The organism is Quyinboa sediminis (assembly GCF_042219855.1).
GTDB lineage: Bacteria > Bacteroidota > Bacteroidia > Bacteroidales > UBA5342 > JBHJHP01.
Genome location: NZ_JBHJHP010000002.1, coordinates 704165 through 720091 on the forward strand (window position 1 = coordinate 704165; position 15927 = coordinate 720091).

At 37.4% G+C, this 15927-nt stretch carries 13 protein-coding genes; all 13 read left to right on the plus strand.

The window, feature by feature from the left end; all coding sequences use genetic code 11:
• The first annotated feature begins 80 nt into the window (after window positions 1-80).
• The 13 genes from ACE1EF_RS08005 to ACE1EF_RS08065 all read left to right on the plus strand — a co-directional run bounded on the left by ACE1EF_RS08005 (window position 81) and on the right by ACE1EF_RS08065 (window position 15505).
• Entirely contained in the window at window positions 81-1871 is a 1791-nt protein-coding gene (locus tag ACE1EF_RS08005) for a T9SS type A sorting domain-containing protein (protein ID WP_375720118.1), read from the plus strand.
• A gap of 465 nt (window positions 1872-2336) precedes the next feature.
• On the plus strand, window positions 2337-3314 hold the full coding sequence (nadA, locus tag ACE1EF_RS08010) for a quinolinate synthase NadA (protein ID WP_375720119.1): 978 nt from the start codon (window positions 2337-2339) through the stop codon (window positions 3312-3314).
• Between the two features lie 269 nt (window positions 3315-3583).
• Window positions 3584-4606, plus strand: a complete 1023-nt coding sequence (ruvB, locus tag ACE1EF_RS08015; RefSeq protein ID WP_375720120.1) for a Holliday junction branch migration DNA helicase RuvB — start codon at window positions 3584-3586, stop codon at window positions 4604-4606.
• A gap of 12 nt (window positions 4607-4618) precedes the next feature.
• A complete protein-coding gene (locus tag ACE1EF_RS08020; RefSeq protein ID WP_375720121.1) occupies window positions 4619-6091 on the plus strand; it encodes a lipopolysaccharide biosynthesis protein in 1473 nt (490 codons plus the stop codon).
• 184 nt (window positions 6092-6275) lie between these two features.
• Complete coding sequence (gene dut / locus ACE1EF_RS08025; protein ID WP_375720122.1) at window positions 6276-6710, plus strand: dUTP diphosphatase; 435 nt, start codon at window positions 6276-6278, stop codon at window positions 6708-6710.
• Window positions 6711-6714: 4 nt separating this feature from the next.
• A complete protein-coding gene (locus tag ACE1EF_RS08030) occupies window positions 6715-8463 on the plus strand; it encodes a tetratricopeptide repeat protein (RefSeq protein WP_375720123.1) in 1749 nt (582 codons plus the stop codon).
• Window positions 8460-9269 carry a lipoprotein insertase outer membrane protein LolB1 gene (gene lolB1 / locus ACE1EF_RS08035; protein WP_473774485.1) on the plus strand — a complete coding sequence of 270 codons (810 nt, stop codon included), beginning with the start codon at window positions 8460-8462 and terminating at the stop codon, window positions 9267-9269. Before ACE1EF_RS08030 ends, lolB1 begins: the two co-directional genes overlap by 4 nt.
• Window positions 9266-10465: a murein hydrolase activator EnvC family protein gene (locus ACE1EF_RS08040; protein ID WP_375720125.1), complete on the plus strand. Its 1200-nt coding sequence runs from the start codon at window positions 9266-9268 to the stop codon at window positions 10463-10465. The genes lolB1 and ACE1EF_RS08040 overlap by 4 nt, the downstream gene beginning before the upstream one ends.
• Before the next feature lies 1 nt (window position 10466).
• The gene (ybeY, locus tag ACE1EF_RS08045; RefSeq protein WP_375720126.1) at window positions 10467-10886 is read left to right on the plus strand and encodes an rRNA maturation RNase YbeY; all 420 of its coding nucleotides are present in this window, start codon (window positions 10467-10469) and stop codon (window positions 10884-10886) included.
• 31 nt (window positions 10887-10917) lie between these two features.
• On the plus strand, window positions 10918-12792 hold the full coding sequence (gene mnmG / locus ACE1EF_RS08050; protein ID WP_375720127.1) for a tRNA uridine-5-carboxymethylaminomethyl(34) synthesis enzyme MnmG: 1875 nt from the start codon (window positions 10918-10920) through the stop codon (window positions 12790-12792).
• Window positions 12793-12833: 41 nt separating this feature from the next.
• Window positions 12834-13358, plus strand: coding sequence for an adenine phosphoribosyltransferase (locus ACE1EF_RS08055; RefSeq protein WP_375720128.1), 525 nt, complete (start codon window positions 12834-12836; stop codon window positions 13356-13358).
• Window positions 13359-13367: 9 nt separating this feature from the next.
• The gene (uvrC, locus tag ACE1EF_RS08060; RefSeq protein ID WP_375720129.1) at window positions 13368-15185 is read left to right on the plus strand and encodes an excinuclease ABC subunit UvrC; all 1818 of its coding nucleotides are present in this window, start codon (window positions 13368-13370) and stop codon (window positions 15183-15185) included.
• Complete coding sequence (locus ACE1EF_RS08065) at window positions 15182-15505, plus strand: nucleotide pyrophosphohydrolase (RefSeq protein ID WP_375720130.1); 324 nt, start codon at window positions 15182-15184, stop codon at window positions 15503-15505. Before uvrC ends, ACE1EF_RS08065 begins: the two co-directional genes overlap by 4 nt.
• Window positions 15506-15927 lie beyond the last annotated feature (422 nt).

Consider the following 15927-nt stretch of genomic DNA (forward strand, 5'->3'; position numbering starts at 1 on the left):
CCATATTTTGAAACGAGGATGCAATTGTACAAGCAGTTTTATCGGCAAATTTCTTACATTTATACTTTAATCTGTTGTAGATGAAACTTATCCCATACATCGTACTGGTATGGCTATCAGTACAAATCACAATTGCACAACAGACATCGTTTTATGGTGTTGAAGGCTGGGCCAATGCAACTCAGGGCGGACAGGGTGGTGAAATTATCAGAGTCACCAATCTGAACAGCAGTGGACCCGGATCGTTTCGTGAAGCTGTTTTGGCATCATTCCCAAGAATTGTGGTTTTTGAAGTTGGCGGTGTTATTGATTTGAATGCACAGAATATCAGCATTAAAAATCCATTTCTGACCATCGCAGGACAAACAGCGCCTTATCCCGGAATTACGATCATTAATGGCCAGACAAACATCGCTACACACGATGTCATCCTTCAGCATATTCGGATCAGACCCGGTGCAGCAGGTAAAAATACAGGATGGGAACCGGATGGCTTGTCAACCGTTAGCGGGAGTTTTGTTATCATTGACCATTGCTCTTTTTCCTGGGCTGTGGATGAAAACTGTTCGGCATCGGGTCCGCGCTTTGAAGGAGACACCCCGGATGACTGGCGCAACAATACATCGCATGATGTTACCATCAGCAACTGCATAATTGCTGAAGCCCTGGCTTATGCCACGCACACCAAAGGGCTGCATTCCATGGGTTCACTCATTCATGACAATGCCACCAATATTGCCATTCTGAAAAATCTGTATGCCCATAATAATTCCAGAAATCCCCTTTTTAAAGGTGGAGCCAGGGGGGTAATCGTTAATAATATGATTTACGATCCGGGTAAAGAAGCCATTCATTATGCATTAAACGCTGCTGAATGGGAAGGCTATGAATGGCAATCGGGAGAAATGTCCATTATAGGAAATTATATGCAACTCGGAATCAGTTCATTGAATACGCCACTTATGAAGGTTCATGCCGGACCTTGCAAAATTTATATGAACAATAATAGGGCCCTTAATGTAAATGGAGGTAATGCAACCTTTTATACCGGTGATGCTGCAAATATTGTAACGGAAATACCTGTGTGGAACGATAATATTGCTCTGCTTTCTGTTGATGAAGTAGAGGCAAATGTGATTCACAATGCCGGTGCAACGCCCTGGATGCGCGATTCTGTAGATATTCGTATCATTAATGATTTGATAAACCGGGAAGGTAAAATTATAAATTATGAAACCGAAGTAGGTGGTTATCCGCAATATCAGCAAACCATGCAGCCATTTAATGCCGATGAATGGAACCTGGATTTTATGATCCGAAAATACCCACAGTTAAACCTTACGGTTGAAACACCTGAACCTTATCATGTAGCACAACCGGTTAACTTCAATCTCGATACAAGTGGATTTATGCATGCAATTGATCACATTGATCTTTTAATAAATGATGAGGTTGTACAATCAAAAAACGAAAACCTGACGGACTGGAATTATACATTTACCTCTGCCGAAACACAAAATGTTGTACTTATCATAACTTGCAGTTCTTCCGAAAAGCTTTCAACTGAAACGCTAAATCTAATTATTAAGAATGCAACACCTCTAAATGAACCGGACCAAAATGAAAATTCACCGGTAGTTCAATATGATAAAAACAATCAAACCCTGTCCCTATATTTTAATCAGCCGGTAAACCAAAACTACCTGATTAAAATTCTGGATTTAAATGGTCGATTGGTAAAACATTATGAATCTGCTTTTGAAAATAACACAAGTTTTTCCTGTAATCTTAATGATCTTCCAACCGGAACCTACGTATTATCGCTTCATTCTGCTGAATATGATTTCAGAAAAATATTTTTTAAGGTGTAATGCTTTGTTTACAAGTTAATTAATATAGGCTTAATTAAATTATCTTTCACCAGCATTCCTTGTTAACACCCTTGTTAATAACTGTTGATTTCTAATCCAAACTTTGTAAAGAATTCCTCTTGCATTTAAAGTTTGTAACATGAATTAACAAAATATTACAATTATCAAAGCATAGTTATTGTTTTTTACGAGGTAAATTATCCATCCAATTTCAACACTTTTTAAGGATTAACAGCCCTAATATTTTTTAACTTTGCCGGTAATTAACAGATTGTGGATAACAGTTGATATGTATTGATTTTCAACTTATTTTAATACACATTGTTGTCAATAGCGTGTTACTTCAATTTTTACCGGATGATAATAACGAGATATGCAACATAAATTACATTTATTTTTCAACGCTATTAACAAGCTATTATAATAATCATATTATTTTAAATTATATCTATTAATATATATTGTATGTTGGAAAAAGGTTATGTGGACGCACCCGTCGAAAAAAATTTGAACCTGGCTGCTGAGATTGAAAAACTAAAAAAAGAGAAGAACGCAGTCATAATGGGGCATTTCTACCAGCGGGACGAGATTCAGGAGATAGCAGATTTCGTGGGAGACAGTCTGGCGCTGGCACAATGGGCCTCAAAAACAGAAGCTGATATCATTGTGTTGTGCGGTGTGCATTTTATGGCCGAAACAGCCAAGATCCTTTGTCCTGATAAAAAAGTGATTCTTCCGGATCTGAATGCAGGATGTTCTCTTGCAGAATCATGTAATGCAGTGGATTTTGAAAAATTTGTAAAAGAAAGACCCGATCATGTTGTCGTTTCGTATGTGAACACAACGGCTGAGATAAAAGCACTGACCGATGTGGTTGTAACCTCAACCAATGCAAAGCAGATTGTGGAGAGTTTTCCCGAAGATCAGAAGATTATTTTTGGTCCTGACCGTAACCTTGGTAATTATATTAACAGTGTTACCGGACGAAATATGGTATTATGGGATGGAGCGTGTCACGTACATGAGCAGTTTTCTCTTGAACGGATTCTGGATCTGAAAAAGGACTACCCTGATGCGGAAATTCTGGCTCACCCTGAATGTAAAAAAGTTGTGCTCACTGTTGCAGATCATATTGGTTCCACTTCATCTCTTTTAAAATACTCTGCACAATCACCAAAGAACCGGTTTATTGTGGCAACGGAATCCGGTATTCTGCATGAGATGCGGAAAAAGAGTCCGGCTAAGGAATTTATTCCGGCACCTCCAAACGATTCAACCTGTGCCTGTAATGAATGTAATTTTATGCGGGTGAATACCATGGAAAAATTATACAACTGTCTGAAGTACGAACTTCCGGAAATAACGCTGGATGAAGAATTACGAGAGAAAGCCGAAAAGCCCATCCTTAAAATGCTTGAAATTTCAGAAAAGTTGGGATTATAATTTAGAATCAGGACATAAGACACAAGAATCAAGACAAAAAAATTATACTTCTTCTTTCATAAGCTGGATATTATCAGCGGGGAATTTTAAGAGCGGTAAAAAATCCTGATATTTGATACCTGATACTGAAAAATTGATTCTCGTAAATTTTAAATTATATTCTGGCAGGCTTAATTGTTCATTAATCGTTATTAATAAAAAATATCTTATGTATTGCGTCTTATGTCTTAAATCTTTTTTATTACTATTTTTGAGGCAAACCATTTTCCATGGACGATATTGATATCAGGGATTTAAGTAATTCAGAACGGGAAGGGGATATTGATAATAGACTGAGACCTTTAATTTTCGACGATTTCGAAGGTCAGAAGAAAATTGTCAGTAATCTGCAGGTCTTTGTATTGGCTGCCAAACAACGGGAAGAAGCCCTGGATCATGTACTGTTACATGGACCTCCGGGACTCGGAAAAACCACCTTATCCAATATCATTGCCAATGAACTTGGTGTTGGGTTTAAGCTGACTTCTGGTCCTGTTCTCGATAAACCTGGAGATCTGGCAGGTTTATTAACAAATCTTGAACCCAATGATGTGTTATTCATTGATGAGATTCATCGTTTAAGTCCCGTAGTGGAAGAGTATCTCTATTCGGCCATGGAGGATTACCGCATCGATATCATGATTGATAAAGGGCCTAGTGCACGTTCTATTCAGATTGATTTGAATCCTTTTACACTGATTGGTGCAACAACCAGATCAGGATTATTAACTAGTCCGCTAAGAGCAAGATTTGGTATTAACTGCCATTTGGAGTACTACGATTCAGAGATTTTAAGTCACATCGTTAAACGGTCAGCCGGAATTTTGAATGTTGAAATAAAGAATGATGCAGCTCATGAAATTGCCGGACGCAGTCGTGGTACACCCCGAATTGTCAATGCCTTACTTCGTAGGGTAAGGGATTTTGCCCAGGTTCAGGGAGACGGTTCCATTGATTTAGAGATCACAAAATATGCCCTTGAAGCCTTAAATATTGATAAACATGGTCTGGATGAAATGGATAATAAAATTCTGACTACCATCATTGATAAATTTAAAGGCGGGCCTGTGGGGTTAAATACGATAGCCACTGCAGTAGGAGAGGATAGCGGTACCATTGAAGAGGTTTATGAACCGTTTCTGATTAAGGAAGGGTTTATTAAACGCACGCCACGTGGTAGAGAGGTGACTGAGCTAGCCTATAAACACCTAGGAAAAAGCAGGTTTAATCCGGGCGATAATGTGTTATTTTAATTTCATTTTGCATTGGCAAATAAGATAAAACAACTGGCAAAAGATACGGTCATTTATGGCGGAACAACCATATTCACCCGTATTTTAAACTGGTTACTGGTTCCTTTATATACCTATAAACTTGAAAATCAGGCCGATTATGGTATTGTAATCAATCTCTATGCCTGGACTGCTCTCCTGTTGGTCATTCTCACTTATGGCATGGAAACAGGCTTTTTCAGGTTTTCCAATAAGCAGGAAGGAGAAACAAAAGTTTACAGTACAAGTATTATATCCGTTGGATTTACGAGTCTGTTATTTATTTTAATCGTTGTACTTTTTATTCAAACTATATCGGTATTTCTGGAATACAGAAATTACAGGGATATATTAATCATGCTGGGTATCATCGTTGCCATGGATGCTTTTACGGCCATTCCGTTTGCAAGGTTGAGGTACACCAACAGACCACTTCGCTTTGCCTTCGTTAAGATTGTTTTGGTTGGTGTGAATATTTTTCTTAATCTTTTCTTTTTCATTATTTTACCGGCCTGGCATAAAAGTAATCCTAACGGGTTAATTTCGTCTTTGTATAATCCTGATTATGGAGTCAAATATGTGTTTGTCAGCAACCTGTTTTCTTCCGGTATCGTATTGATTATGCTGTTGCCTGAAATTATAAAGGCTAAGTTAGATTTTGATTTCAGTCTACTGAAGCGCATGCTAAAATATTCATGGCCAATTCTCATTGTGGGTATTGCGGGAATCATCAATCAATCCGGAGATAAAATTTTATATCCTTTTTTAATTGATGGAACTGAAAATGCAAGAACTCAGCTGGGTATATACGGTGCCAATTATAAAATAGCCGTTATCATGGTCATGTTTACACAAGGCTTTCGTTATGCATTTGAACCCTTTATATTTAAACATAAGCAGGAATCCAATTCTACCAGGGAATATGCTGACGTGATGAAGTATTTTATTATTCTTGGCATTTTTATTTTCCTGGGTGTAATGTTTTATATCGATATTGTAAAATATTTTATCAGTTCATCTTATCATTCGGGTTTAAAGGTCGTACCAATAGTGTTGACCGCGAATTTAATGTTCGGTATCTTCTTTAATTTATCGTTGTGGTATAAACTGACGGATAAGACAATTTATGGCGCATGGCTGGCTATTTTAGGTTCTGTTATTACCCTTGGAATCAACATTATATTTGTACCCAAATATGGATATATCGCATCAGCATGGGCGAATTTCGTCTGCTATTTCACCATGGTGGTTATTTCTTATTTTTTGATGCAGAAATATTATCCTGTTAAATATGAAATAAAAAAAATATTTATGTACATCCTTATTGGAGGCTTGTTGTATGTCATCGATATTCAGCTGATTGAGCCAATGGGCAACATCAAATATGCCCTTAGTGGTGTACTGCTTTTAGGTTATTTAATATATATCCTTCGAAAAGAAAAATTATTTAAACTATTCAAACATTAAGTGTTATAAATGGTTAAACGTTTTATGTAAAGCATTTTACCAGAATTTGAAAATACTATTTTAGCAGAATATAGACACAAGTATCAAGATTCAAGTATCAAGACTAATGTACAATTATGAATTAAGATTGATTTGAGTTCAAAAATCCTGATACCTGATACTTGATACCTGATACTTTAAAATTATGAAAGTAAAAATTGTCAACAGATCAAAGCACGATTTACCGGCTTACAGTACAATTCTATCAGCAGGTATGGATTTAAGAGCTAACATTGATGAACCGGTTACCTTAAATCCACTTGAAAGAGCACTGATTAAAACAGGTTTATTCATTGAATTGCCTGAAGGTTATGAGGCGCAAATACGACCCAGAAGCGGACTGGCATACAAAAAAGGTATTACAGTATTAAATACCCCCGGAACTATAGATGCTGATTATCGCGGGGAAATTGGCGTTATTCTTGTAAACCTTTCGAATGATCCCTTTGTGATCAACGATGGAGAACGGATCTGTCAGATGGTTATTGCAAAACACGAAACGGTGGACTGGCACGAAGTGGAGCTTCTTGAGGAAACAGAAAGAGGAGCAGGAGGATTTGGTCATACCGGTAAACATTAAAAAAATGATTAAGCAAATTAGTATTTACACCTTTCTTCTGATACTTACACTTTCATCGTGTAAAACAGTAGAAAAGGTAGCTGTAGTTGAACAAGCAGCAACTCACCAGACAAAATTATCGAAAGAAAATCAGCGCAAGTTTGATTACTTTTTTATTGAAGCAAACCGTTTTAAACTGAACGGTGACCTTGAACGGGCTGCTAAAATGCTGAGCGAATGTTTAAGTATTGATCCTAAAAGTGCCGCAACATATTTTGAGTTGGGTAAGTTATACCTGGCTTCACAGGATGTAAAGAATGCCATTAAAAATATAAAAACCGCCGCGGATTATAATTCAGATAACGAATGGTACAGGTATTATCTGGCCGGATTGTACGAGCAAAACAAGGATTATGATAATGCAACTTTACAATATCGGATACTGACACAGAAGTTTCCGAATAAGCAGGAATACAAGTATCATCTCGCCGCACTATTAACGCAACAAAAGAAATATAAGGACGCCATTGCAGTTTATGATGAACTGGAGAAGGAAAATGGTATAAGTGAGCCTGTTTCGCTCGAAAAGCACAATCTGTATCTTCAGGCCAATGATTTGAAAGGGGCAATTCAGGAAATTGAAAATCTTAAAAACGAATATCCAAATCAGCCAAGATATCATGTTTTGCTGGGTGATGCATATATTGACGGAAAAGATTACAAAAAAGCTCTTAAGGAGTATAACAGGGCCATTGCTATCAATCCTGATTATGGTCCGGTTCACATGTCCCTAGCGGGTTATTATGATATATTAAATGAGCCGGAAAAATCTCAGCAGGAACTGGTTAAGGCATTTGAAAGCACTTCTATACCGTTCGAGAATAAACTACGAATTTTGGTTCAGTACATGATGCAGACGACAAAAGATTCCACAAAAACAGAAAACCTGGTAAGTCTTGTGAATATTATGCTGGACAAACATCCGAACGAACCTGATCTGCATTACTATTATGGAAATTTCTTACTGAGCCAGAACCAGAAAGAAGATGCACTGGAACAGTTTAAGCAGGTTGTTGAACTTGATCCTTCCCGTTATGAAACATGGCTACAGATTGCCGGTTTTTATCTGGATGATCAGGATTGGAAAAAGGTTATTGAAACGGCAGACCATGCCATTGATGCCCAGCCTGCAATGCCTCAGGCTTATCTTTATAAAGGAATTGGTGCATTTCAGGATGAAGACTATAAAACAGCTCTGAATGCTTTTCTAAAAGGGGCAGTATACAGCCCAGCGGATAACAAAGACATGAAAGGGCAGTTTTATTCCAATATAGGAGATACCTATTACAAGCTGGGTGAAAGTAAAGATGCCTTTGAATACTACGACAAAGCGCTACAGTTGGATGATCATAATCTCCTGGTACTTAATAATTACAGTTATTATCTGTCACTTGAAGGACATGATCTGGATAAAGCGCTTGAAATGAGTTCAAAGTGTGTGGAGCTAGAACCCAAAAACAGTACCTATCTTGATACGTATGCTTGGATTCTCTACAAAAAGGGAAATTACAGTATGGCAAAGTATTTTATGGAACAGGCTGTGGATAAACTTACCGACGATAATGGTGAGGTTTTTGAACATTATGGTGATATTTTGTTTAAGACCGGTGATAAGGATAAGGCCATGGAGTGGTGGAAAAAAGCCAAGGCTTCAGGATATGACTCACCAGAACTGGATAAAAAAATAGAATCGGGCGAACTGGTTGAATTGTGATCAAAAGAACGGTTATATATATCGCTGTTTTCATCTTTCCTGTATTGTTTGTCTCGTGTGGTGTGACAAAGAGAAGTGTTATTTCATCTGAGGTTTACTCCGGACTTCATGAAAAACGCTTCATCAAACTATTGGAATCCAGGCAGAATAACTCATTCCAAACACTCGAAATATCAAAGTTTACGGCTGAGTATTCCGGTTCCGATGAAAAAAAGAATTTCAAAGGTTTTATCCGTTTAAGAAACGACAGTACTTTAATGGTTTCAGTATCTCCTCTTATGGGTATTGAGTTGTTCCGTCTTAAGCTGGATAGGGATTCGGTGGGATATATTGACCGGTATAATAAAACATATTACCACGATGCTTTGACAGGTTGGATCAGGAAATCCGGTCTTCCGGCAGATTTTGAACTGGTCCAATCGTTTTTACTGGGTTATGATGTATTTGCTGAAAATAGTGCATATTCTCCGCGTAGTTTCAGGGAAACAGAGGAATTTTATGCGTTGGAGTATTTTATTCCCGGAGAAAAGTCTAATTTTGGCATTGAATACTTTTATGCTAAAAACTTGAAAATTAAGCGTATATTGGTTACAGATTTTTCAGGTGGATCTTCACTCGACATTACGTATGGGTCATATTTTGATGAAAAAGAAGTGGCTTTTATACCAAATGTGTTGTATATATCGTTTATGAAAGGTAATACCATTGATAAACTTGAGCTTAACTATAAAAGCGCTGAACTGAATAAACCTTTAAATTTTCCTTTTAGTATATCTGATAAGTACACCAGAGTTAACTACAAATGAAAAAAACTGTTTTAATAATTTCTATCGTATTATTTTCATTATCTGCTTTTTCACAGAGTCTTGAAGAGCTCAGAAAGCAAAGGGAAAAAACGCAGAAGGAAATACAGTATACCAATAAACTTTTGGAGAAAACACAGAAGGATACAAGAACTTCTTTAAATAAAATTACAATTATAGGTAAGCAGATTGATAATCGTAAACAGTTAATAAGCGGAATTAACCAGGAAATTCAGCTGATTGATGCAGATATTGTGGAAAAACGTAACAACATATCTAACCTGGAATCAGAAATAGCAAAGTTAAAAAAGGAGTATGAAAGCGCAGTTTACCATACATGGAAAACAAGAAACGCTCAAAACAGGCTTATGTATGTTTTTTCTGGTAAGGATTTAGGCGAGGTATACAGGCGTATACGTTATCTGCATGAATTCAGTAGTTTCAGAAAGCAACAAAGCGAATTATTGGTGGTCATGCAAAAAGACCTTGAAAAGGAATTAAAAGGAGTTGAAAAGAAGCGTGATGAAAAACTGGGATTGCTGGATTCAAAAACAAAGGAACAGTACAATTTACAGCAGGAACAAAAGAAACAGGATTTGTTTGTGAAAGACCTGAAGAAAAAGGAAAGAAACCTGAAAAAGCAGCTTTCACAGCAACAAAGCAAGATGGATGAACTTAATAAGGTCATTGAAAAAATTATTGCAGAGGAGATCCGTAAAAATAATGAGGGTAAGGAAAATTCAACACCTGGAAAGTTTGTATTAACACCTGAAGAAAAACTGGTATCAGACCAGTTTGATAAAAATAGAGGTAAGTTACCCTGGCCGGTGGAACAGGGTATTATCATATCGAAATATGGTGAACATAAACACGAAATCGAGAAGACAGTAACGGTTGATAATCCAGGTATTGATATTCAGACTGACGACGGAGAGGCGGTAAGATCAATATTTAAAGGAACAGTAACCGGTGTTTATACTTTACCGGGATATAACCTTGGCGTCATAATCCGCCATGGTGAGTATTTGACGTTTTATGCGAATTTATCTGAAGTATATGTTAAGAAAGGAGATATTGTGGATACCAAACAAATCTTAGGTAAAATTTACACCGATGAGTTTAATGGTAAAACGGTGCTTCATTTCGAAATATATAAAGGTTCAGCTAAAAATAACCCGGAATACTGGATAGCCCGATAGTATGGAAATTTGTTTTTTTGCTGAAGATATTGATATGCCCGACTTTGATCAGGATAAAATCAGCGACTGGATTATCAGAACTATCGACGATAGAGCTCTTTCCACGTGGAACATTTCCGTAATTTTCTGTTCCGATGCCTATTTACTGAATATTAACAGGCAATATTTGAACCATGATTACTATACTGACGTTATAACATTCGATTATAGCGAAAATAAGCGCGTTTCAGGAGATATCTTTATTTCTGTGGACATGATCAGGTTTAATGCAGAGAAATTCGCTAGAAACGAAAAGAACGAGCTTTTCAGGGTTATTATTCACGGAGTGCTACATCTCTGTGGTTATAAAGATAAATCTCCGGAAGATAAAAAGGAGATGACAAAGCAGGAAAATCTTGCACTTTCCAACTTATCCTTTTGATTTATTATTTTTGCACTGAAATTTAATTAGCATGAGATTCGATTACGACATAATTGTGGTAGGTGCCGGTCATTCCGGTTGTGAAGCCGCAGCTGCAGCCGCTAATTTGGGCTCCAGAACTGTGCTCATAACGATGGATATGAATAAAATTGCACAAATGAGTTGCAATCCGGCCATGGGGGGAATAGCCAAAGGTCAGATCGTTCGGGAAATAGACGCGCTCGGTGGGCAGGCTGGTATAGTGACAGATGATACAGCAATACAGTTTAGAATGCTGAATCGTTCAAAGGGACCGGCCATGTGGAGTCCGAGGGCACAAAGCGATCGGTTCAGATTTATTGAGCGCTGGCGTCATATTCTTGAGAATACAGATAACCTGGATTTATGGCAGGACACAGTGAAGCAGCTGATATTTAAAGGAAACACCGTTATTGGTGTCAGGACGGCGTTTAATGTGGAATTTCATGCCAAATGTGTGATTTTAACGAATGGTACTTTTCTGAATGGTTTGATGCATATAGGACGTGTACAGTTGGGCGGCGGTCGTGTATCTGAACCTGCTTCATATCACTTGTCTGATCAACTATCGGATTTCGGATTTGTAACCGGTAGAATGAAAACCGGAACACCGGTTAGAATTGATGGAAGGACGATTGATTTTTCAAAGCTTATTCCGCAGGAAGGAGAAGATGATTTTCATAAATTCTCTTTTCTGGATCACCAGGCAAAGAAGCTGAAACAGAGAAAATGTTATATCGCTCATACCAACGGGGATGTACATGAATCCTTAAGAAAAGGTCTTGAAGATTCTCCGTTATACAACGGTACGATCAAAAGTATAGGACCACGCTATTGTCCAAGTATTGAAACAAAGATCGTTACCTTTGAAGAGAAGGACAGACATCAGCTGTTTCTGGAACCTGAGGGAGAGAATACTCAGGAGTTTTATCTAAACGGATTTAGCTCATCATTGTCTTTAGAGGTTCAGTATCAATCACTTAGAATGATACCCGGGTTTGAAAATGCAAAGATTTATCGTCCCGGTTATGCTATTGAATACGATTTCTTTGATCCTACGCAATTAAAGCATACATTAGAGACTAAACTGGTTGAAAATCTGTACTTTGCGGGACAGATTAATGGAACAACCGGGTATGAGGAAGCTGGTGCACAGGGCATAATGGCGGGAATTAATGCACACCTAAAGGTTCATGGAGGTCAGGAATTCATACTGAACCGGGATCAGGCTTATATTGGAGTACTCATAGATGACCTTATTAATAAAGGTGTTGATGAACCTTACCGTATGTTTACTTCAAGGGCTGAATACCGAATCCTACTTCGGCAGGATGATGCCGACATGAGATTAACGCCATTAGGTCATAGTTTAGGTCTGGCCACAAGCCACCGTAAACAATTGTTAGACGAAAAGCGGGTATGGCGTGATAAAATTATTGATTTCGTTAATACATATTCTGTAAAAAAGGATAAAATTAATGATAAGCTTGAGGCACTTGGTACTGCCCCGCTTAAACAGGGTGTAAAGTTGCGGGATGTGGCCTTACGTCCACAGGTAACATTTAGTGATCTTGCTGATATGGTGCCGAAGTTTAAAGCTTTAATTGATGAAATTCCTAATCGTAAGGAAGAAATAGTTGAGGCAGCTGAAATTCTTGTTAAGTATGAGGGTTATATCAACAGGGAGAAAATAATAGCAGATAAACTTAACAGGCTTGAAGATATTAAAATTAAGGATCGGTTTGAGTATAAGGATCTATTAAATCTGTCAACAGAAGCCAGGCAGAAACTCACAAAAATTAATCCTGAAACGATTGGGCAGGCGAGTAGAATATCTGGAGTATCTCCTTCAGATATTAACGTTCTGTTGGTTCTTATGGGGCGCTAAATTTTATGTTCCACGTGGAACAATTCAATAAAAAAAAGAGAATGAAAATTGAACAGATCAAAGCATCCATTCGTGATGTTTATGACTTTCCTAAAAAAGGAATTGTATTTAAGGATTTAACCACACTGTTTAAGGATGCGAAATTGTTTGCTGCAACAGTCGATTTATTTGTAGACAGATACAAGGACAGTGGTATTACTAAGGTCGTTGGCGTGGAGTCCAGGGGTTACTTTTTAGGACCTGTAATTGCGTATAAACTTGGAGCAGCATTTGTACCGATTCGTAAACCCGGTAAACTACCTTCTGATGTTTTCAGTGAACATTATGACCTGGAATATGGTACAGATAAAATCGAGATTCATAAGGATGCCCTTAGCGAAAGAGATGTTGTTTTACTGCATGACGATTTACTGGCTACCGGAGGTACAATGGAAGCTGCAATAAAACTGGTTAACAGATTTAATCCTTCAGGTCTTTATGTAAGTTTTATCGTTGAATTACTTACATTAAAAGGCATTGAAAAACTTAACGAAAAGAGTGATGTTTTCTCTTTGATTCAATTTTAATTTTGGCCTGTGAAAGGTGAGGACCAACATAAGGATGATCTGAAAAAGGAGGTATTAAACTTACCGGGTAAACCGGGCGTCTACCAATATTATGACAGGGATGGTAAATTAATTTATGTTGGAAAAGCAAAGAATTTAAAGAAAAGAGTCAGTTCTTATTTTACAAAAACACATGATTCTGCCAAGACATCGGTCCTTGTAAGGAAGATTCATACCATTAAGCATATTGTCGTTCAAACCGAACAGGATGCCCTTTTATTGGAAAATAACATGATAAAAGAACATCAGCCACGATATAATGTCATGCTTAAAGATGATAAGACCTATCCCTGGATCTGCATAAAGAATGAATCTTTCCCCCGTGTTTTTAAGACCCGGAAAATCATAAAGGACGGTTCGGAATATTTTGGACCATATACCTCAGTTCATATGGTGAATACCATATTGGGTTTGATCCGGCAACTCTATAAACTCAGAACCTGTAACCTTAGTCTTACGGATAAGAACATCAATGCAGGAAAGTTTAAAACCTGCCTGGAATATCATATCGGCAATTGTAAAGGACCATGTGTCGGGTTTCAGGAAAGGGGAGATTATGAGGAAAATATTGATCATATACGGCAAATTCTTAAGGGAAATATTTCCGGAGTGAAACATTATTTAAAAAATCTCATGACTGAGGCTGCCCAAAAACTGGAATTTGAACAGGCCGAAAGCTACAGACAACGTCTTGAAATTATTGAAAAATATCAAAGCAAATCAGCTATTGTCAACCCTAAAATATCAAATGTTGATGTATTTTCAATTATTGATGACGAGAAGGAAGCTTACGTAAATTTTATCAAAGTAGTGGATGGAAGTGTTATCCAGGCCCATACCATGGAAATAAAAAAGCGGGTTGAGGAGGATAAAGAGGACCTTTTATTAACAGCACTTTTTGATATACGACAACGTTTTCACAGTACTTCAAAGGAATTAATTGTACCATTTAAGCTTAACATGGAACTGGATGACATCAGGTTTACTGTGCCTCAGAAAGGGGATAAAAAAAGCCTGTTGGATTTGTCTGAACGTAATTTAAAATACTTCAGAGCAGAAAAACAAAAGCAAAAACAACAACTGGATAAATCGCAGAATATCGTCGAAAAACTGAAAATTGTACAAAGCGATCTGCATCTGGATCATTTACCGGTTCATCTGGAATGTTTTGATAACTCAAATTTACAGGGTACAAATCCTGTTGCAGCCTGTGTGGTATTTAAAAACGGAAAACCATCAAAGAAGGATTATCGTCATTTCAACATTAAAACAGTGGAAGGACCCAATGATTTTGCTTCTATGGAAGAGGTTGTTTTCAGAAGATATAAACGCTTACTGGATGAAGGTGAGCAGATTCCTCAGCTTATTGTTATTGATGGAGGTAAAGGGCAATTAGGTGCCGCTGTTGCAGCTCTTGATAAGCTGAAATTTGAAAAAAGACCAGCATTGATTGGTATTGCAAAACGTCTCGAAGAAATTTTTAAACCGGGAGATAGTATACCATTATATCTGGATAAGAATTCATATACCCTTAAATTAATTCAGCAGATGCGCGATGAGGCGCATCGCTTTGGAATTACCTTTCACCGTAACAAAAGATCTGCTAATTTTATTTCGTCGAAATTGGAAGCAATCAAAGGAATCGGTCCAAATACGCTAGAAATTTTATTTAAAGAATTTGGATCCTCAAAGAAAATTGAGGAAGCAAAACTTGAGGACCTTGAACGAGTTATCGGAAAGGCTAAATCACAATTATTGTATAAAGCACTGAAAGACAAGCAGATATGACTATTAAAGAATTGCAAACAGCTATAGATCAATGGATTAACACTGTTGGTGTTCGATATTTCAGTGAATTGACAAATATGGCAATTCTTTCGGAAGAGGTTGGAGAACTCGCAAGAGTTATGGCCAGAAAATATGGTGATCAATCAACCAAGCCCGGAGAAATACTTAATCTGGAAGATGAAATGGCTGATGTATTGTGGGTGCTGGTTTGTCTGGCTAATCAAACCGGTATTGACCTTGAGTCAGCTATTATGAAAAATATAGATAAGAAAAACAGTCGGGACAGTGAGCGGCATAGGAATAATGATAAGTTAAAGTAATACCATGCATATCTTCAATACATTGCTTCGCAACACTCAGCAAGCTGTAAGTATTGATTACCAGAAATTTAGTTTAAAGATTATCTACCCGGTCACTGAGTAGAATCTGAGATTCGTATCGAAGTGACTATTATATTGCTTCCTTCGATACACTGCTACGCAGCACTCAGTAAGCTGCAAGTTCTTTACAATAACGATTTATTTTTAACATGATCTACCCGGTCACTGAGTAGAATCTGAGATTCATATCGAAGTGACTATTATATTGCTTCCTTCGATACACTGCTACGCAGCACTCAGTAAGCTGTAAGTATTGATTACCAGAAATTTAGTTTAAAGATTATTTACCCGGTCACTGAGTAGAATCTGAGATTCGTATCGAAGTGACCATTCTTTTTCTTTCTTCAATACAATGCTTCGCA